General features: G+C 73.0%; 12 protein-coding genes. 7 read left to right on the forward strand and 5 right to left on the reverse strand.

What is annotated here, in order from left to right; translation table 11 throughout:
- Positions 1-111 precede the first annotated feature (111 nt).
- Positions 112-585, reverse strand: coding sequence for a MarR family winged helix-turn-helix transcriptional regulator (locus JT723_RS28415; protein ID WP_205047684.1), 474 nt, complete (start codon positions 583-585; stop codon positions 112-114).
- Positions 586-773: 188 nt separating this feature from the next.
- Here JT723_RS28415 and JT723_RS28420 point away from each other — a divergent pair, with 188 nt between their 5' ends.
- Complete coding sequence (locus JT723_RS28420; RefSeq protein ID WP_240166316.1) at positions 774-1,637, forward strand: lysozyme; 864 nt, start codon at positions 774-776, stop codon at positions 1,635-1,637.
- A gap of 76 nt (positions 1,638-1,713) precedes the next feature.
- Here JT723_RS28420 and lon read toward each other — a convergent pair whose 3' ends face one another.
- The gene (gene lon / locus JT723_RS28425; RefSeq protein WP_205047686.1) at positions 1,714-4,137 is read right to left on the reverse strand and encodes an endopeptidase La; all 2,424 of its coding nucleotides are present in this window, start codon (positions 4,135-4,137) and stop codon (positions 1,714-1,716) included.
- Between the two features lie 200 nt (positions 4,138-4,337).
- Here lon and JT723_RS28430 point away from each other — a divergent pair, with 200 nt between their 5' ends.
- The 6 genes from JT723_RS28430 to JT723_RS28455 all read left to right on the forward strand — a co-directional run bounded on the left by JT723_RS28430 (position 4,338) and on the right by JT723_RS28455 (position 12,756).
- Positions 4,338-5,123: a GNAT family N-acetyltransferase gene (locus JT723_RS28430; protein ID WP_205047725.1), complete on the forward strand. Its 786-nt coding sequence runs from the start codon at positions 4,338-4,340 to the stop codon at positions 5,121-5,123.
- Complete coding sequence (locus JT723_RS28435; RefSeq protein WP_205047687.1) at positions 5,120-5,935, forward strand: nucleotidyltransferase domain-containing protein; 816 nt, start codon at positions 5,120-5,122, stop codon at positions 5,933-5,935. The genes JT723_RS28430 and JT723_RS28435 overlap by 4 nt, the downstream gene beginning before the upstream one ends.
- Positions 5,936-6,149: 214 nt before the next feature.
- Positions 6,150-6,833, forward strand: coding sequence for a spermidine synthase family protein (locus JT723_RS28440; protein WP_205047688.1), 684 nt, complete (start codon positions 6,150-6,152; stop codon positions 6,831-6,833).
- Between the two features lie 71 nt (positions 6,834-6,904).
- Complete coding sequence (locus JT723_RS28445) at positions 6,905-7,618, forward strand: response regulator transcription factor (protein WP_033171818.1); 714 nt, start codon at positions 6,905-6,907, stop codon at positions 7,616-7,618.
- Between the two features lie 16 nt (positions 7,619-7,634).
- A complete protein-coding gene (locus JT723_RS28450) occupies positions 7,635-8,723 on the forward strand; it encodes an ATP-binding protein (protein ID WP_205047689.1) in 1,089 nt (362 codons plus the stop codon).
- Between the two features lie 217 nt (positions 8,724-8,940).
- Entirely contained in the window at positions 8,941-12,756 is a 3,816-nt protein-coding gene (locus tag JT723_RS28455) for a multifunctional oxoglutarate decarboxylase/oxoglutarate dehydrogenase thiamine pyrophosphate-binding subunit/dihydrolipoyllysine-residue succinyltransferase subunit (RefSeq protein WP_205047690.1), read from the forward strand.
- Positions 12,757-12,837: 81 nt separating this feature from the next.
- Here JT723_RS28455 and fxsT read toward each other — a convergent pair whose 3' ends face one another.
- From fxsT to JT723_RS28470, 3 genes are all read right to left on the reverse strand, one after another.
- Entirely contained in the window at positions 12,838-15,843 is a 3,006-nt protein-coding gene (gene fxsT / locus JT723_RS28460; RefSeq protein WP_205047691.1) for an FxSxx-COOH system tetratricopeptide repeat protein, read from the reverse strand.
- Between the two features lie 146 nt (positions 15,844-15,989).
- Complete coding sequence (locus JT723_RS28465) at positions 15,990-17,276, reverse strand: aKG-HExxH-type peptide beta-hydroxylase (RefSeq protein WP_251512495.1); 1,287 nt, start codon at positions 17,274-17,276, stop codon at positions 15,990-15,992.
- Between the two features lie 622 nt (positions 17,277-17,898).
- Positions 17,899-19,068: an FxsB family cyclophane-forming radical SAM/SPASM peptide maturase gene (locus JT723_RS28470; RefSeq protein WP_205047727.1), complete on the reverse strand. Its 1,170-nt coding sequence runs from the start codon at positions 19,066-19,068 to the stop codon at positions 17,899-17,901.
- Positions 19,069-19,146: the final 78 nt, after the last annotated feature.

Genomic DNA, 19,146 nt, shown 5'->3' on the forward strand with positions numbered 1-19,146 from the left:
GCAATCACCTGGGGGCGCGGGGAACTGCGCGACAAGCCCCCACCGGGCGGAAGGCGATCGCCCACCGCAAGGGGCAGTCACCGGGGGTGTCACCCGGGTGGGGGGAAGGGGTCAGAGGACTTCCGGGGGGGATTCGTTGAGGGCGTGGAGGAGGCGGGCGAGGTCCGCGATGTCGGACCGGTCCCAGGAGGCGAGCTGGCGCAGATAGGCCGCCCGCCGGGCTCCGCGGACGCGGTCGAACCGCTCCCGCCCGCCGGCGGTGAGCCGCATGAGGAAGGCCCGCCCGTCGGCGGGATCAGGCTCTCGGGCGACCAGCCCGAGAGCCTCAAGTGCCCGCAGCTGACGGCTCATCGTGGCCTTCCCGACCCCGAAGTAGGACGCCAGGTCGGTGGCCCGCTCGGGCTCGACCTCCTGGAGCCGGACCAGGAGCCCGTAGGCGGCCGGCTCCAGCTCCGGGTGCACGGCCCGGGCCAGCTCGCCCGAGGCCGCCCGCGCGCGGCGGAAAAGCACCGTCAGTTCCCGCTCCAGCGCGTCCGCCGAGGGGTCGGACGCCGTCGCATCTGCCGCATTGCGCGCGTCGGTCACAGCATTCCCGCTTTCAACGCCTGAAAGTTGTCTTCACACACGGTGGTTTCCGCAGCACGTCAAGTATTTCGCAGGAGTAGACCAACGGCGGTAACTGGACCCCCTTACCACGCGCGTAGCGTCCCACGTACCGTCACACTGTCATGACCATCCCAAGGTCATGCCGAGTCCCCCACCTGGAGGCACGCATGTCCCACGGAGCTTTCTCCGTCGTGCACGGCAACGGCTCGGTCCGGACCCGGCTCGCGCTGCTGGCCGGTTCGCTCGTCACGATGCTCGCGATGGCGCTGGCCGCACCCGGCACCGCGAACGCAGCGAATTCCGGTCACATGACTCACCCCGACCTCGACTGGCTGGGCTCCCAGATCCGGATCCACGAGGGCGCCGAGGCCCCCGGGGACTCCAAGGTGGTCTCCCCGATGGTCACCCAGACCCCCGGCATGGACGTCTCCAGCTACCAGGGGAACGTGAACTGGTCGGGCGCCTGGTCCAACGGTGCGAAGTTCGCCTACATCAAGGCGACCGAGGGCACCTCGTACACCAACCCCTACTTCACCCAGCAGTACAACGGCTCCTACAACGTCGGCATGATCCGCGGCTCCTACCACTTCGCCCTGCCCGACGTCTCCAGCGGCGCCGCGCAGGCCGACTACTTCGTGGCCCACGGCGGCGGCTGGTCGGCCGACGGCAAGACGCTGCCGGGCGCCCTGGACATGGAGTACAACCCCTACGGCGCAACGTGTTACGGCAAGTCCGCGAGCGGCATGGTCAGCTGGATCTCGTCGTTCTCGAACGAATACCACGCCAAGACCGGCCGCTACCCGACCATCTACACCTCCACGAGCTGGTGGAGCACCTGCACGGGCAACAGCAGCGCCTTCAGCACCAACAACGCGCTCTGGGTCGCCCGCTACTCCACCTCCGCCGGCACCCTGCCGGCCGGATGGGGCTACTACACCTTCTGGCAGTGGGCCGACTCGGGCACCTTCCCCGGTGACCAGGACCGCTTCAACGGCGCCCTGGACCGCGTCCAGGCCTACGCCAAGGGCTGAGCCCGGAGCCGTGCCCGGTCCTGACAGGCGGCGGCCCCTTCCCCCTGGTGCGGGGGAAGGGGCCGCTGCCGTGGCGTCAGGCCGCCACCGGAACCTTCGTCAGGTCGGCGCCGGTGTCCGCCTCGGCCAGGGCCAGGGCGAGCACCTGCCGGACGTCGCTGACCGGGTGGACGTCGAGGGCGTCCAGGATCTCGGCGGGGACGTCGTCCAGGTCCGGCTCGTTCCGCTTGGGGATCACGATCGTGGTGATCCCCGCCCGGTGCGCGGCCAGCAGCTTCTGCTTGACCCCGCCGATCGGCAGCACCCGGCCGGTCAGCGAGACCTCACCGGTCATCGCCACGTCGGTGCGCACCCGCCGCCCGGACAGCAGCGACGCCAGCGCGGTCGTCATCGTGACACCGGCGCTCGGCCCGTCCTTGGGCACCGCACCGGCCGGCACGTGGATGTGCACGCCCCGCTCCTTGAGGTCGCCGACCGGCAGCTCCAGCTCGGCGCCGTGCGAGCGCAGGAAGGACAGCGCGATCTGCGCGGACTCCTTCATCACGTCGCCCAGCTGCCCGGTGAGCTGCAGCCCGGATCCGCCGGTCTCCGGGTCGGCCAGCGACGCCTCGATGTAGAGCACGTCACCGCCCGCCCCGGTCACGGCCAGGCCGGTCGCCACGCCGGGCACCGCGGTGCGCCGCTCCTCCGGGTCCTGTGCGGACTCCGGTACGTGGTGCGGCCGGCCGATCAGCGCCCGCAGGTCGTCGGGGCCGACGGCGAAGGGCAGCTGCTGGTCGCCCAGCTCGTGCCGCGCGGCGATCTTGCGCAGGATGCGCGCGACCGTGCGCTCCAGTGCCCGCACCCCGGCCTCCCGGGTGTACTCCCCGGCCAGCCGGCGCAGCGCGCCCTCCTCCAACGTCACCTCGTCGGCGTCCAGTCCCGCCCGCTCCAGCTGGCGCGGCAGCAGGTGGTCCCGGGCGATGACGACCTTCTCGTCCTCGGTGTAGCCGTCGAGCCTGACCAGCTCCATACGGTCCAGCAGCGGCTCGGGGATGGCCTCCAGCACGTTCGCCGTGGCCAGGAAGACCACGTCGGACAGGTCCAGCTCGACTTCCAGGTAGTGGTCGCGGAAGGTGTGGTTCTGCGCCGGGTCCAGGACCTCGAGCAGGGCCGCGGCCGGGTCGCCGCGGTAGTCGGAGCCGACCTTGTCGATCTCGTCGAGCAGCACCACCGGGTTCATCGACCCGGCCTCCTTGATGGCCCGCACGACACGGCCGGGCAGCGCGCCGACGTACGTCCTGCGGTGGCCGCGGATCTCGGCCTCGTCCCGTACGCCGCCGAGCGCGACCCGGACGAACTTGCGGCCCATCGCGCGGGCCACCGACTCGCCCAGCGAGGTCTTGCCGACACCGGGCGGGCCGACCAGGGCAAGCACCGCGCCCCCGCGGCGGCCCCCGACGAGCCCAAGACCGCGGTCGGCCCGGCGCTTGCGCACCGCCAGGTACTCGGTGATGCGCTCCTTGACGTCGTCGAGACCGGCGTGGTCGGCGTCCAGCACGGCACGCGCGCCGGCGACGTCGTAGGTGTCCTCGGTCGTGGTGCTCCACGGCAGTTCCAGGACCGTGTCGAGCCAGGTGCGGATCCAGCTGCCCTCGGGTGAGGCGTCGGAGGACCGCTCCAGCTTCTCGACCTCCTTCATCGCCGCCTCGCGCACCTTCTCGGGCAGGTCTGCGGCCTCCACCCGGGCGCGGTAGTCGTCGGCCTCGTCCTCGGGGTCACCGTTCAGCTCGGCCAGTTCCTTGCGGACCGCTTCGAGCTGCTGGCGCAGCAGGAACTCGCGCTGCTGCTTCTCCATGCCCTCCTGGACGTCCTTGCGGATCGTCTCGGCCACGTCCTGCTCGGCCAGGTGATCGCGCAGCCACTGGACGGCCAGCCGCAGCCGGGCCACCGGGTCCACGGTCTCCAGCAGCTCCACGCGCTGCTCCGCGGTCAGGAACGGGCTGTAACCGGAGTTGTCGGCGAGCTGGCCGGCGTCGTCGATCTGCTGCACCCGGTCCACGACCTGCCAGGCACCGCGCTTGCGCAGCCAGCTGGTGGCCAGCGCCTTGTACTCCTTCATCAGCTCGGCCACCGTGCCGGGCGACTCCGCGGGTGCGGGCTCCTCGATGACGGTGCCCTCCACCCACAGTGCGGCGCCGGGTCCCGTGGTGCCCGCGCCGATCCGCACCCGCTTGCGGCCCTTGATCACCGCACCCGGATCGCCGTCGGACAGCCGTCCGACCTGCTCGACCGTGCCGAGGGTGCCGACGGCGGCGTAATTGCCGTCGATCCGCGGCACCAGCAGCACCCGCGGCTTCCCGCCGCCGGCGGGATTCGCGGCCTGCGCTGCCTCCACCGCGGCACGCACCTCGGTGTCCGAGAGGTCGAGCGGCACGACCATGCCGGGCAGCACGACCTCCCCGTCCAGCGGAAGGACCGGCAGGGTCAGCGGGTTGGAAGGGATGGACTCAATCGGCATGATCGCTCCTCCTGCAAGCAAGTTGAGTACACCCCACTCAATGCACGGAGGCCCCCGGGTGTTCCCGGGCAGGTGTTCGCTCTGAGCGATCGGCCGCGCGGCGGGCGTCACCACCGCGGGATGCCCGCCCGGAGGCCGGGCCTACCCCCGGAAAACCACTTGCCGTGGCACGTAACGTCGGGAGGGTGACCGAGGATGACATGCAGCTGCTCGCCGCGTACGACGCCCAGATGCGCGGGGTGCCGCCGGTGCGGCCCACCGGCACCCGCTACGAGCACGACGGGCCGCTGGTGCGGACCGTCGGGCAGTTCCGCGGGTTCGTGACCGCGCCGCAGGACCCCGGGCTGCGGGGCGCGGAACTCGACGCGCTGATCGCCCGGCAGCGCGACTACTTCGCCGCCCGCGGCGAGGCCGTCGAGTGGAAGGTCCGCGGCCACGACGCGCCCGCCGACCTGCCCGAGCGGCTGGCCGCCGCCGGCTTCGTACCCGAGGACCGGGAGACCGTGCTCGTCGCCCGGGCCGCGGAACTTGCCGCAGGCCCCGCGCCGCGCCCGCTCGCCGACGGCGTCACCGTCCGGCAGACCGCGGACCCCGGCGACCTGCGCCGGATCGGCGCCATGCTCAGCACCGTCTGGGGCATGGACATGCAGTGGCTCGGCGCGGACCTGGCCGCCAGGATCGAGGCCGCACCCGACCAGATCGCCGTCCTCGTCGCCGAGGCGGCGGGCCAGGTCGTCTCCGCGGCATGGCTCGTGCACCGCCCCGGCACGCAGTTCGCCGGGCTGTGGGGCGGCTCCACCCTCGCGGAGTTCCGCGGCCGCGGGATCTACCACGCCCTGGTCGCCGCCCGCGCCGGGCTCGCCGCCGAGCGGGGCGTCACCTACCTCCAGGTCGACGCGTCCGACGACAGCGCGCCCATCCTGCGCAGGCTCGGCTTCCGCGCCATCACCACGACGACGCCCTACGTCTGGACGCCGCCCTCATGAGGCCGGGGCTCGCCCCCGACGGCACCATCGCCCGCGAGGGCGCGCTGTCGAAAGTCCCGGCCGCGTACGCGCGGCTGCTGGACGAGACCCGGGACCGCATCCGGGCCGCCTTCCCCGGCGGGCGGCTGCACAGCGCGTACGTCTACGGCAGCATCCCGCGCGGTACGGCTCGCGCCGGGCGGTCCGACCTCGACCTGCTGGTCGCCGTCACCTCGCCGCCCACCGCGGCGGACCGCGCGACCGCCGACCGCGTCGAAGCGGGCCTCGACGCGGACTTCGACGTGATCGACGGCGTCGGGCTGCTGCTCTACGACACGGACACCCTGCTCAGTGAGCTGGAGCGGTACGACCTGGGCTTCTTCGTGGCGTGCCTGTGCACGCCGCTGCTCGGTCCCGACCTGGCGGGCGCGCTGCCGCGGTACCGGCCCGACGGGCTGCTCGCCCGGGAGACCAACGGCGACATCGGGCTCGCGCTGCCCGGGTGGCTCGCGCGGGCCGCCGCCGCCCGTACCGACGGTGAGCGGGCCGCTCTGTGCCGGGGGGTGGCCCGGCGGGTCGTACGGACCGGGTTCACGCTCGTCATGCCCCGGTGGGGCGGCTGGACGAGCTCCCTCGACCTCCAGGCCCAGGTCTTCTCGACCTACCACCCCTCCCGGGGTGCGGCCATGTCCCAGGCGGCGCGCTGGGCCCGTACGCCTGTGGCCTCCCCGGAGGCCCTCCACCTCCTCCTCACCGACCTCACCCCCTGGCTGGCGTCCACCTACCTCACCACGTGGGGTCCCAAGACCCCTCGGCCGGGGGCTCAGGCGTGACTGCCCCTTGCGGTGCGTTGCTTGCCTGCGGCTGCATCGTGGCTGGCCGCGCAGTTCCCCGCGCCCCTGATGGTTGCCCCCTTCCCGCCGAGCCGGCGCCGTCAGGCGGCACCCCCGCCTGGGAGGGGGAGCGTTTTCAGGGGCGCGGGGAACTGCGCGACCAGCCCACCACCGGGGAAGGTCCCGGGACGGGGGACGGCTTACCCTCTGGGGCATGGGGAACGAGGAAAGCGTCGTCGTGGAGCGGCGGGAAGGCGCGGCCGGCGAGGTCGTACTGCGGCAACGGGGCCGCGAGTACGAGATCATCGCGAACGGCTGCTTCCTGATGGACACCTCCGACGGCAGGTCGGAACGCCTCCTGGTCGACGCGGCACTCCAGGCACTGGAAGAGAGAGGGGACGCCCCCGGCGTCCTCCCCGGCGTCCTGATCGGCGGGCTCGGCGTCGGCTTCTCGCTGGCCCGGGCGGCAGCCACAGGATGGGGCCGGATCGACGTGGTCGAGCGGGAGCCCGCCGTCGTGGAGTGGCACCGCACGGGGCCGCTGGCGGCGTACTCCGGGGGCGCCCTGGAGGACCCCAGGGTGACCCTCGTGCAGGACGACCTGCTGGCCCATCTGCACGCGCCGGGCGAGCCGTACGACGCGCTCTGCCTGGACATCGACAACGGCCCGGACTGGACAGTCACCGAGAACAACGGCAGTCTCTACAGTCCCAGCGGCCTCGACGCCTGCCGGAACCGGCTCACGCCGGGCGGCGTCCTCGCAGTGTGGTCGGCACAGCCGTCGGCCACGTTCGAGGCGGCACTGCGGTCCGCGGGGTTCGAACGGGTGCACACCCTTGAGATCCCGGTGATCCGCGGGGTGCCGGATGTCGTGCACCTGGCACACCGGGCGTCGTAAGGCGTGATGGTCACGGCAGCGGCCCGCCCCGTACGCTGCCGGGTATTCCAGGACGAATTTGTGGGGCGGAATTGGACGGCACGCAGACGACGGGCGCTCAGCGCCGGGTGCTGGTGGTCGAGGACGACCAGACGATAACGCAGGCGATCGCGGCGCGGCTGCAGGCCGAGGGCTTCCAGGTGCGGACGGCGGGCGACGGCCCGGCCGCGGTGGAGGCCGCGCACTCGTGGCAGCCCGACCTGCTGGTGCTCGACGTGATGCTGCCGGGCTACGACGGCCTGGAGGTGTGCCGCAGGGTGCAGGCCGACCGGCCGGTGCCGGTGCTGATGCTGACCGCGCGGGACGACGAGACCGACATGCTGGTCGGGCTCGGGGTGGGCGCGGACGACTACATGACCAAGCCCTTCTCGATGCGCGAGCTGGCCGCCCGGGTGCATGTGCTGCTGCGCAGGGTGGAGCGGGCGGCGACGGCCGCGCACAGCCCGCGGGGCGCCGCGATCCAGCTGGGCGACCTGGAGATCGACCACGCTCAGCGCCGGGTGCGGGTGGGCGGCGCCGACGTGCACCTGACGCCGACGGAGTTCGAGCTGCTGGTGTGCCTGGCGCAGCAGCCCAGGGCGGTGCTCTCGCGGGAGCAGCTGCTGGCGGAGGTGTGGGACTGGGCGGACGCGTCGGGCACCAGGACCGTGGACAGCCATGTGAAGGCGCTGCGCCGCAAGATCGGCGCGGACCGTATCCGTACCGTGCACGGCGTCGGGTACGCGCTGGAGATGCCCACCAAGTGAGCGGGAGGGTGCGCCGGTGAACCGCTGGTGGCGGCGCGTGGGGGCGCGGGTGTGGGCGGCGCTGCGGCCGTGGGACCCCTACCGGTCGGTGAAGGCCGCGCTGGCGGCGCTGGTGCTGATGTCGGTGCTGATCACCACGGGCCTGGTGATCCTGGCGATCCACTCGGCGACCGAGCTGCGGGTGATCACCATCTTCTCGGCGATCGCCTCGCTGCTGATCACCCAGATCGTGGCGAACAACCTGACGGCGCCGCTGCGCGAGATGACGGCGGTGGCCCGGGCCATGGCGGGCGGCGACTACAGCCGCCGGGTGGCGCAGGTGCGCAGGGACGAGTTCGGGGAGCTGGCCGAGACCTTCAACCGGATGGCGGCCGACCTGGCCGCCGCCGACCGGCACCGCAAGGAGCTGGTGGCGAACGTCTCGCACGAGCTGCGCACCCCGATCGCGGCGCTGCGTGCGGTGCTGGAGAACGTGGTGGACGGGGTGTCGGCCGCCGACCCCGAGACGATGCGGCTGGCCCTGCAGCAGACCGAGCGGCTGGGCAAGCTGGTCAGCCAGCTGCTCGACCTGTCGCGGCTGGACAGCGGGGCGACCCGGCTCGACGCCAAGCGCTTCGAGGTGTGGCCGTACCTGTCGGCGGTGCTGAAGACGGCGAGCCTGGGCATGGGCACCGGCGGCACCGGGTCGCGGTCCCGGGCGCGGGCCGACGTACCGCTGCACCTGGACGTGTCGCCGCTGGAGCTGACGGCGTACGCCGACGGGGAGCGGCTGCACCAGGTGGTGGCGAACCTGGTGGACAACGCGGTCAAGCACAGCCCGCCGGGCGGCCGGGTCACCGTACGGGCGCGCAGCGGGGTGGCGCCGGGCAGCCTGGAGCTGGACGTGGTGGACGAGGGCCCGGGCATTCCCGAGGCGGACCGGATACGGGTCTTCGAGCGCTTCCACCGCGGCTCGCACCCGGGCGGCGACGGCGGTACGGGGCTGGGGCTCGCGATCGCCCGCTGGGCGGTGGATCTGCACGGCGGGCGGATAGAAGTGGCCGAATCCCCTCGGGGCTGCCGTATCCACGTCACCCTTCCGGGTGCTGTTCCCGCCGTGCCTTGACGCCGGGCGCGGGCAGGGCACGCAGCGTGAGGCGCCGACTTCTGGCCGGACAACCCTCAAGAGGGACCGTTTTCCCGCCAGGAACCGCCCTGAAACCCTGCTTCAGGTGTGACTTGCGCGACGACTGCACCCCTAGCCTGCGGTGGAGGCTCCGGTAGGCGTAGCCTTTATTTCCGCTGTCCACCATCTTGTGAAGCGGAAGAGGGCGGTTACCGCCGTGTCGCCACAGTCCCCCAATAGCTCTAGTGTCACGACCGACCACCAAGCGCAGGGCGAAGGCCCTGCCGCGGGTTTCGGCCCGAACGAGTGGCTGGTCGATGAGATCTACCAGCAGTACCTCCAGGATCCGAACTCGGTAGACCGAGCCTGGTGGGACTTCTTCGCCGACTACAAGCCGGACGGCTCGGCCGCCACGGCGGCCCCCGCGGGCCAGGGCGGGGCGTCGGGGGCCGCGGCACGCGCGACCTCCGCACCGGTGCCTTCCGGCCAGCCGGTGCCCCCCGCGCCCGCGGCCCCCGCCGCGACCATCCCGGCGCCGCCCGCCCCCGCGGCACCGGCTCCCGCGCCTGCCGCCCCCGCGGCGCCCGCCCCCGCCGCCGCGCAGCCCGCCGCCGCGCAGCCCGCCGCCAAGCCGGCGCAGGCGCCCGCGGCCCCGGCCGCCGAGAGCGAGACCGAGTTCGTGACCCTGCGCGGCCCCGCCGCCGCCGTGGCCAAGAACATGAACGCGTCGCTCGAACTGCCGACCGCCACCTCGGTGCGGGCCATCCCGGTGAAGCTGCTGTTCGACAACCGCATCGTCATCAACAACCACCTCAAGCGCGCCCGCGGCGGCAAGGTCTCCTTCACGCACCTGATCGGCTACGCCATGGTGCAGGCGCTCAAGGCGATGCCGTCGATGAACCACTCCTTCGCGCTCAAGGACGGCAAGCCGACACTGGTCAAGCCCGAGCACGTCAACCTGGGCCTGGCCATCGACCTGGTGAAGGCCAACGGCGACCGGCAGCTGGTCGTGGCGGCCATCAAGAAGGCCGAGACGCTGAACTTCTTCGAGTTCTGGCAGGCCTACGAGGACATCGTCCGCAGGGCCAGGTCCGGCAAGCTCACCATGGACGACTTCCAGGGCGTCACGGCGTCGCTGACCAACCCCGGTGGCCTGGGCACCGTCCACTCGGTGCCGCGGCTGATGCCCGGGCAGAGCATGATCCTCGGCGTCGGCTCGATGGACTACCCGGCCGAGTTCCAGGGCACCTCGCAGGACACCCTGAACAAGCTGGGCATCTCCAAGGTCATGACGCTGACCAGCACCTACGACCACCGGGTGATCCAGGGCGCCGCCTCGGGCGAGTTCCTGCGGATCATGAACCAGCTGCTGCTCGGCGAGAACGACTTCTTCGACGACATCTTCGCCGCGCTGCGCATCCCCTACGAGCCGGTCCGCTGGCGCACCGACATCGACACCGCGCACGACGACGACGTCACCAAGGCCGCGCGGGTCTTCGAGCTGATCCACTCCTACCGGGTGCGCGGCCACGTCATGGCCGACACCGACCCGCTGGAGTACCGCCAGCGCAAGCACCCCGACCTGGACGTGCTGGAGCACGGGCTCACCCTGTGGGACCTGGAGCGGGAGTTCGCGGTCGGCGGCTTCGCCGGCAAGTCCCTGATGAAGCTGCGCGACATCCTCGGCGTGCTGCGCGACTCGTACTGCCGGACCGTCGGCGTGGAGTTCATGCACATCCAGGACCCCAAGCAGCGCAAGTGGATCCAGGACCGCATCGAGCGCCCGCACGCCAAGCCCGAGCGCGAGGAGCAGCTGCGCATCCTGCGCCGGCTGAACGCGGCCGAGGCCTTCGAGACCTTCCTGCAGACGAAGTACGTCGGCCAGAAGCGCTTCTCGCTGGAGGGCGGCGAGTCCGTCATCCCGCTGCTCGACGCGGTCATCGACGCGGCGGCCGAGTCGCGGCTGGACGAGGCCGTGATCGGCATGGCCCACCGCGGCCGGCTCAACGTGCTGGCGAACATCGTCGGCAAGTCGTACGCCCAGATCTTCCGCGAGTTCGAGGGCAACCTCGACCCGAAGTCGATGCACGGCTCCGGCGACGTCAAGTACCACCTGGGCGCGCAGGGCACCTTCACCGGCCTGGACGGCGAGCAGATCACCGTCTCACTGGCCGCGAACCCCTCGCACCTGGAGGCCGTCGACCCGGTGCTGGAAGGCATCGCGCGGGCCAAGCAGGACATCATCAACAAGGCCGGCACGGACTTCACCGTCCTGCCGATCGCGCTGCACGGCGACGCGGCCTTCGCCGGCCAGGGCGTCGTGGCCGAGACGCTCAACATGTCGCAGCTGCGCGGCTACCGCACCGGCGGCACCGTGCACGTGGTCATCAACAACCAGGTCGGCTTCACCGCCGCCCCGGAGTCCGCGCGCTCGTCGATGTACGCCACCGACGTGGCCCGCATGATCGAGGCGCCGATCTTCCACGTGAACGGCGACGACCCGGAGGCCGTGGTCCGGGTGGCCCGGCTGGCCTTCGAGTACCGCCAGGCGTTCAACAAGGACGTCGTGATCGACCTGATCTGCTACCGCCGCCGCGGGCACAACGAGTCGGACAACCCGGCCTTCACCCAGCCGCTGATGTACGACCTGATCGACAAGAAGCGCTCGGTGCGCAAGCTCTACACCGAGTCGCTGATCGGCCGCGGCGACATCACCCTGGAAGAGGCCGAGCAGGCCCTGCAGGACTACCAGGGCCAGCTGGAGAAGGTCTTCACCGAGGTCCGCGAGGCCACCGCGGCCCCGTCGGAGAACGAGGCGTCGGGCTCCCAGTCGGAGTTCCCCGTCGCCGTGCCGACCGCGGTCTCCTCCGAGGTCGTCAAGCGGATCGCCGCCTCCCAGGTCAACATCCCCGAGCACGTCACCGTCCACCCGCGCCTGCTGCCGCAGCTGCAGCGCAGGGCGGCGATGGTCGAGGACGGCACGATCGACTGGGGCATGGGCGAGACGCTGGCCATCGGTTCGCTGCTCCTGGAGGGCACCCCGGTCCGGCTGGCAGGACAGGACTCCCGGCGCGGCACCTTCGGGCAGCGGCACGCGGTGCTCATCGACCGGGAGACCGGCGAGGACTACACCCCGCTGCTCTACCTGTCGGAGGACCAGGCCCGCTACAACGTCTACGACTCGCTGCTCAGCGAGTACGCGGCCATGGGCTTCGAGTACGGCTACTCGCTGGCCCGCCCGGACGCGCTGGTGATGTGGGAGGCGCAGTTCGGCGACTTCGTCAACGGCGCGGCCACCATCGTGGACGAGTTCATCTCCTCCGCCGAGCAGAAGTGGGGCCAGACCTCCGGCGTCACGCTGCTGCTGCCGCACGGCTACGAGGGCCAGGGTCCCGACCACTCCTCGGCGCGCATCGAGCGCTTCCTGCAGCTGTGCGCGCAGAACAACATGACGGTGGCGGTCCCGACCACCCCGGCGAACTACTTCCACCTGCTGCGCTGGCAGGTCCACAACCCGCACCACAAGCCGCTGATCGTCTTCACCCCGAAGTCGATGCTCCGGCTCAAGGCGGCGGCGTCCAAGGCCGAGGACTTCACCTCGGGCGGCTTCCAGCCGGTCATCGCCGACGACTCGGTGCAGGCCGACGCGGTCCGCAAGGTCGTCTTCTGCTCGGGCAAGGTCTACTACGACCTGGTCGCCGAGCGGGAGCGGCGCGGCGCCGACGACGTGGCCTTCATCCGTATCGAGCGGCTCTACCCGCTGCCCGGTGTGGAGATCCAGGCGGCGATCGCGCCCTACAACAAGGCGCAGAAGTTCGTGTGGGCGCAGGACGAGCCGGCCAACCAGGGTGCGTGGCCCTTCATCGCGCTGAACCTGATCGACCACCTCGACCTGCTGCTCGGTGCGGCGCCCGACAACGCCGACCGGCTGCGCCGGGTCTCCCGCCCGGCTTCCTCCTCCCCCGCTGTCGGCTCGGCCAAGCGCCACCAGGCCCAGCAGGAGGAGCTGATCAACGAGGTCTTCGAGATCTGACCCCGGCCTGCGGCACGACGGCGGGTGGCCCGTACCTTCGCGGTACGGGCCACCCGCCGTTTCGCGGTGCGCGCGGGCGCCTCAGGTGGTGAAGGGCTCGAAGTCCCAGTAGGGGCGGGTCCTCGACCGGGCCGCGACGGTGTGCGGGTGCTGCGGGCCGAGGGTGCTCGACAGGGCCGCCAGCGCCTCCTCCTCGATCTTGTCGGCCTCCGCGCGCTTGCGCAGGTTGCGCAGGTCGGTGGCCAGCGCGATCCGGCAGGACAGGGTCAGCGGGTGGTTCTTGCCGAGGGTGGCGGTGGCCCGGTCCGCGGTGGCGCGGCTCAGCTCGGCCGCGCTCTCCGGGTCGCCGGCGAAGTTGCGGGCACCGGTGGCGTTCAGGGCGCAGCCCAGCGTCCAGGGGTGCTCGTCGCCGACCGCCCGGGTCATGGCGACCAGGGCGCTCTCCAGCTCGATCTGCGACTGCTGCCGCTCGCCCGCGGCCCGCAGGATCAGGCCGTGGTTGCCGAGGACGCCCGCGGTGTACGGGTGGTCCTCGCCGAGCTGCCTGCGGTACTCGCGCAGCACGAACTCGCCGAGGTCGCGCGCCCGGTCCAGGTCGCCGTGCTGCCGCTCGAAGGTGGAGAAGGTCACCGCGACCCGCACGGTCAGCGGGTCGAGGTCGCCGAGCACCCGCTCGCAGCGCTCCAGCAGCCGGGCCATCAGGTTCGCCGCCCGCGGCCGGTCGCCGCCGCGGTAGTAGCACAGCGACAGGTTGTGCTCGGCGCGCAGCGTCTGCGGGTTGTCGGCGCCCAGCACGGTCCTGTGGACCTCGCAGTTGCGCTCCTGGACCGAGGTGGCCTGCTCGTACCGGCCGATCAGGCGCAGGTCGTGGGCGAAGTGGTTCTCCGACGACAGCGTCCAGTTGTGCCGGTCGTGCAGCAGCTCGCGGCGGGCCTCCATGGTGTCCTGGTCGAGTTTCAGCGCGTCCTGGTAGCGGCCCAGCAGCCGGTAGGCGATGGCCACGTTGTTCTGTGCGCTCAGCGTCCTGGAGTCCTGGGCGCCGACCAGTTCTGCGTATCCGTCGGCGACCCGCTGGGACAGGTTCAGCGCCTCGTCGTAGCGGCCCAGGTTGCGCAGGTCGGCGGCGAGGCTGCCGGCCGCGCGCAGCGACAGCAGGTCCAGGTCGCCGCGCTCGGCGAACAGTTCGTCGTAGGCCCGGCGGTCGAGTTCCTCGGTGGCCAGGTAGTCGCCGGTGGCGCGCATCAGGTTGGCGCGGTGGTGGATCAGCTCCCACAGGTGCGGGTGGCCCGCGTCCAGCAGCTGCGGCCACTGCTCCGAGGCCAGTTCCGCGACCCGCAGCCCCGCGCGGTACTCGCCCGAGAGATACAGGTAGCGCAGGCAGTTGAGCACCATGAGCTGGATCTCGGGGTTGGTGGACTCCAGCGCGCCCGACGAGGCCAGGTGCGGCACGATCTCGGCGTAGCGCGGCCACAGCCGGGTGTCGCTGGGGCGGCCGGGGTCGGCGGCGGCGAGGATCTTGCGGACCACCCGGGAGTAGGTGTTCAGCTCCTCCTCGGGCATGTCGGCGCGCACCGCCTGGTAGACCAGCCGGTGCATCTGGACGACCTCGGTGGAGCCGGCCGACTCCTCCGAGGTGGTCTCCTGCGGGTCGGACTGGATGACGGACCACTGGACGAGCTTGCTGATCGCCGAGTTCCACAGCAGCGGGTCGCTCATCAGCCCGCCCAGCTGCTCGGGCACCTCGCGGATCGGCAGGTCGCGCAGCAGCCTGACCGGGATCGGACCGGGCGCGAAGAAGACGCACAGCCGCAGCAGGTCGACCGCCTCCGGCTTGTCCTCGCGGAGCCGGTTGAGCAGTATCGAGAAGGCGGTGTAGTACGTCATCTGGAAGTCGGCCGCGACCTTGAGGCCGGGTTCGATGTCGGCGCCGTGCCGCAGCAGTTCGATGTACTCGTCGACCGGGGTGTTGGAGTCGTTGAGCGCGCCGGCGTTCTGGTCCAGGGCCAGCGCCAGGTCGCCGAGCGCCTCGGCCAGCTTGTCCGCGTCGGCCTCGTCCAGCCGGGGCGCGCGGCGGCGCACGAAGGCGACGGACTCGACCCGGTCATAGACCGGCACCTCGATCAGGGTGCTGTTGTGCTCGCCCCACTCGCGGTTCTGCGAGGTGATCAGGACGTGCCCCGGGCCGTTGGGCACCAGGTCGTGGATGTCGTCGGGCTGGTCGGCGCCGTCGAGGATCACCAGCCAGCGCCCGTACGGCTCACCGCGCCGCAGGGCGTCGCGCACGGCGCGCAGCCGCTCGCCGTACTCGCGCCCGGTGACCAGGCCCAGCGCGGGCGCCAGGCCCGCGAGCTTCTCGCGCAGGGTGCCGCGCTCCGCCGCCCGCACCCACCAGACCACGTCGTACTCGGGGCCGAAGCGGTACACGTACTCGGTCGCGATGTGCGTCTTGCCGACGCCCGACAGGCCGAAGAGCGTGACGACACCGGCGCCCGGCTCGGCCTGCTGGAACTGCTGGTGCATCTCGCCCAGCAGTTCCTCGCGGCCGGTGAAGCGGGTGTTGCGGCGCGGCATGCCGCCCCACACGTCGGGCTGCTCCAGCGGGAAGCGGGGGCCGCTCAGGCCGCCGAGGGTGTCGCTCGCGGAACCGCGGGAGGGGCTGATGCCCAGCCGGATGAGCATCCGGCGCTCCGCCTCCGCCGCGCCCAGGCCCCACAGGTCGGCGGCGCCGAGGGAGGCGACGGCGCTGGGCAGGGCGGCGGGGGTGACCGAGACGGCCGCGAAGCGCTCGCTGTTGGGCGGGACGACCCGGCGCAGCGCGGCGTTCCACTCCTCGTGGGTGCGCGGGCCGAGCCGGAAGTACCACTCGGACAGGACGATCAGCACCCGGCCCTCGGACAGCAGCAGGTCCTCGAGGGCGTCCTCGATGCTGCTGTCCGGAGTGACGTCGAGGCGCTGCAGCACGACCTGGACGCCGTGTCTCTCCAGCCGGCTGGCGATCCACGAGGCCCAGGCCCGGTTGTAGCCAGCGAAGCTGATGGTCACCGGGCCGCGTGCGATTGCCGCTGCGGTGCTGCGCCCTCCGGCCATTTGACCGTCTCCCTCGTGTACGTGCGGTGTCCTGACGGACCAACAGGTCGCCTGTGCCAGAACTCTACTGATTGATCCCCCGTTGACGTGCGGTCACGCGCGGTTCTGACCACTTCCCGGCGGATCGCGGGCGCCTTGCCGGCGGATCAGGCACGGCCGCGCCGCCATATGACGCGGGCGGTTTCGACATAGGCCGTCGCCCGGGCCAGATGGCCCTCGGGCGGCCGCTTCTCCTTGAGCCGCCGGTGGTGCTCGGCCATCGCCGTGACCAGGATCCGGCCCTGCCGGGTCAGCCGGCTGCAGCCCAGCAGCTGCGGCATCGCCGCCTCCACCTGCTGGCGGCACCGGCAGTGGTCGGCCCATGCGGCGTCCCGCACCGAGGGCGAGGCGGCGCTGAGCGCCACGCGCAGGTGGAAGTCGGACAGTCCCAGGTGCGCGTAGGCGCCCTGGAAGAGGCCGTCGAAGGGCCGCGGGTCGGGGCGCCACGGCGCCCAGTAGCGGGGGGTGTCGTCGGCGTTGTGCAGCACCGTCAGCGCGGACAGGGCCAGCAGCCTGGTGTGCTGGAGCTCGTGGACCAAGGTGGTGGCCAGCTCCAGGCCGCTGCTCGGGGTGCTGCTGAGCAGCGCCCCGAAGGCGTCGCCGCGGGTCGCGCTGCTGTGCGCGGTCGCCGAGCGGGTCAGCGGCACGAAGCAGTCGAGCAGGGCGCCCACGCCCTGCGCCCGCTCGCCGCCGAGATCCAGCCAGGGCCGCGCGTCGTCCCAGGCGGTGCGCCAGCGGGCGTGCTGGCCCGCGCCCAGCGCGTCGGCGACGGTCAGCCCGTACGGGTCGGCTCTGCGCTCCTCGTCGCGGTGCGGGTCGGCGTCGTCGATCAGGACCGGCCGGGCGCCCGCGGCGGACAGCGCCCTGATCGGCCGCCAGCCCGCGGCGGCCGACCGCCACACCCCGTCAGGTCCGCGCCGCACCTCGACCCGCCGCGGTCGGCCCCCGGGGGGCGGCAGGTGCAGCCACAGCCGGCTGCCGTCGCCGGTGACGCCCACCGAGGTGCAGCCGGCCGGCACCGTGCAGGCGCCCAGCGTGGGGAGGGTCAGCAGCCCGTCCCGCACCGGGACCTCCGCGGTGAAGCGCAGCCCCGCGCGGGCCGCCGCGGCGGCGGCCGTCGCCCCGAGGTAGGCCACGGTGGCGGTACGCGGCCTGCCGCCCGGCGTGGTGAGGTCGCGCAGGGCGCGTTCGGCCCAGGCGCCGGTCATCGGGTAGTGCACGACGCGGTGCGCCGCCTCGGGGTCGGCCCGTTCCGCCGCGGCCAGCAGCCGCCAGTCCGCCAGCACCCGCCCCGCGGCTGCCGGCGGCAACACGGCAGCCGGCGCCTCGGCGACCGCATCCAGCACGGCCCGCAACATCAGCAGCCGCTGCCTCCGCTGCTGCGCGACCAACACCTCCAACGCCCGCGCATCCCCCCCGGTACTCCCGAGCCCCCGCAACATGTCATCGGTCACATCCACGCCCCTACCTCCCTTCCCTGCCCCCCGCCGTGCCCGCACCAGCCGGAGGTCGCCGCGAGAGCGCGACGGCTGCCGGAGGTTGGCGTCGCCCGACCGCGTCCCGCAGGCGCGAGGCGGCTGCCTGCGGCGGCCAGCAGGCGGGGGCCGAGGAACGGCACCCGGCGACCGCCCCCGGCAGGTCCGCGCCAGCCGGACGCCGCCGCCGGCGCGCGACGGCTGCCGGCAGCAGGCAGCACAGGGGGGCCGGCGGTTGGCGTCGCCCGACCGCGTCCCGCAGGCGCCGGGCGGCCGTCGGCGGCGGGCCGCAGATGGGGGCCGAGGAGCGGCGCCCCGCGACCGCCCCCGACGGGTCCGCGCCAGCCGGACGCCGCCGCGAGAGCGAGGCGGGTGCCCGCGGCGGCCAGCAGGCGGGGGCCGAGGAGCGGCGCCCCGCGACCGTCCCCGGCAGGTCCGCGCCAGCCGGACACCTCCGCCGGCGCGGGGCGGCTGCCGGAGGTTGGCGTCGCCCGACCGCCTCCCGCAGGCGCGGGGCGGGGGGCGGCGGCGGGGGGCGGGGTCATTGGGTGGCCTGGCGTGGGAGGGGGGTGGCCGCCGTGGACAGGTGGGCGGATATGTGGCGGATCAGGTGGGTCAGGTCGGCGCAGTAGACGGAGCGGTTGCGGAAGCCGGTGGCCGCCAGGTAGCGGTGGGCGTAGTGGCCGCCGCCGCACACCTCGACCAGGGTGCAGGCCCGGCATTCGGCGCCGAGGGCTGCGAGGCCCGCCTGGCGGGCGGCGACGCCGGGGTGGGCGAGCACCTGGTCGAAGCTGTGGTGGAAGACGTCCATGCCGGTGGCGGCGGCGCCCTCGTACGCCGACTTCAGCGAGTCGACCTGCTCGATGCTGCCGTCGGTCTCGACGACCACGGCGGTGAAGGGCTGCAGGCCGAGCCGTTCGGTGGCGGCGGGCACCCCGAGGAGCAGCGCGATGCACTCCTCGAAGAGCCGCACCCGGGTCTCCCTGCGGTCCGCGGCCCACCACCGGTCGAAGACGGCGGTCAGCCAGCGGCCGTACGGTGCCGGGTCGGTGGGCGGTGCGGGCAGCCCGGGCGGCGGGGTCGTCCAGTTGCCGTGCGGCAGCAGCAGGTCGATCGCGGGCGGCGCGAAGTCCAGCAGGGACTCGTAGACCGCGACGGGGTCGTGCCGCAGGTCGGCCACGCACAGCACACCCGCGTACGCCTCCGGTGCGGTCCGTGCGAGCAGCCGCAGCCCGGCCGCGGCGGCGGGCCATGCGGGGCGCCCCGCGTGGTCGACCCGGGCGGTGTTGTGCGCGGGCCGGCCGCCGTCGAGGCTGACGCCGATGCGTATCCGCGCGTCGCGCAGCCGGGCGATGCGGTCCGCGGTCAGCAGCGTGGCGTTGGTCTGCACCGCCGCGTGCACGGTGCTCGGCACGGTCCGCCGCAGCCGTTCGACGTCGGCGGCCAGCCGGTCGGCGCCGGCGAGCAGGGGTTCGCCGCCGTGCAGGACGACGGCGACCTCGCGAAGCCCGTGCGCGGCGGCGTGTTCCGCGATGCGGTGGGCGGTGGCCCGCGCGACTTCGGGGGCCGCGGTCCTGGGGCGGTCGCGCCAGCCGGCGTCCTGGCCCGCGTAGAGGTAGCAATATGTGCAGGCGAGGTTGCACCGGCTGTGCGTCTTGAGTATGAACTGCCGTATCGGCTCCCGCCGTTCCGGCTGCTGCTGCACCGCCACGTGTGGTGTCGGCTCTGCGCTCGGCGCGGTCGGCTGCCGCTGCTGGGCCACCTCGCCTCCCCGTGTCCGGGGGCCGCC

It is taken from the genome of Actinacidiphila bryophytorum (assembly GCF_016916835.1).
Taxonomy (GTDB): Bacteria; Actinomycetota; Actinomycetes; order Streptomycetales; family Streptomycetaceae; genus Actinacidiphila; species Actinacidiphila bryophytorum.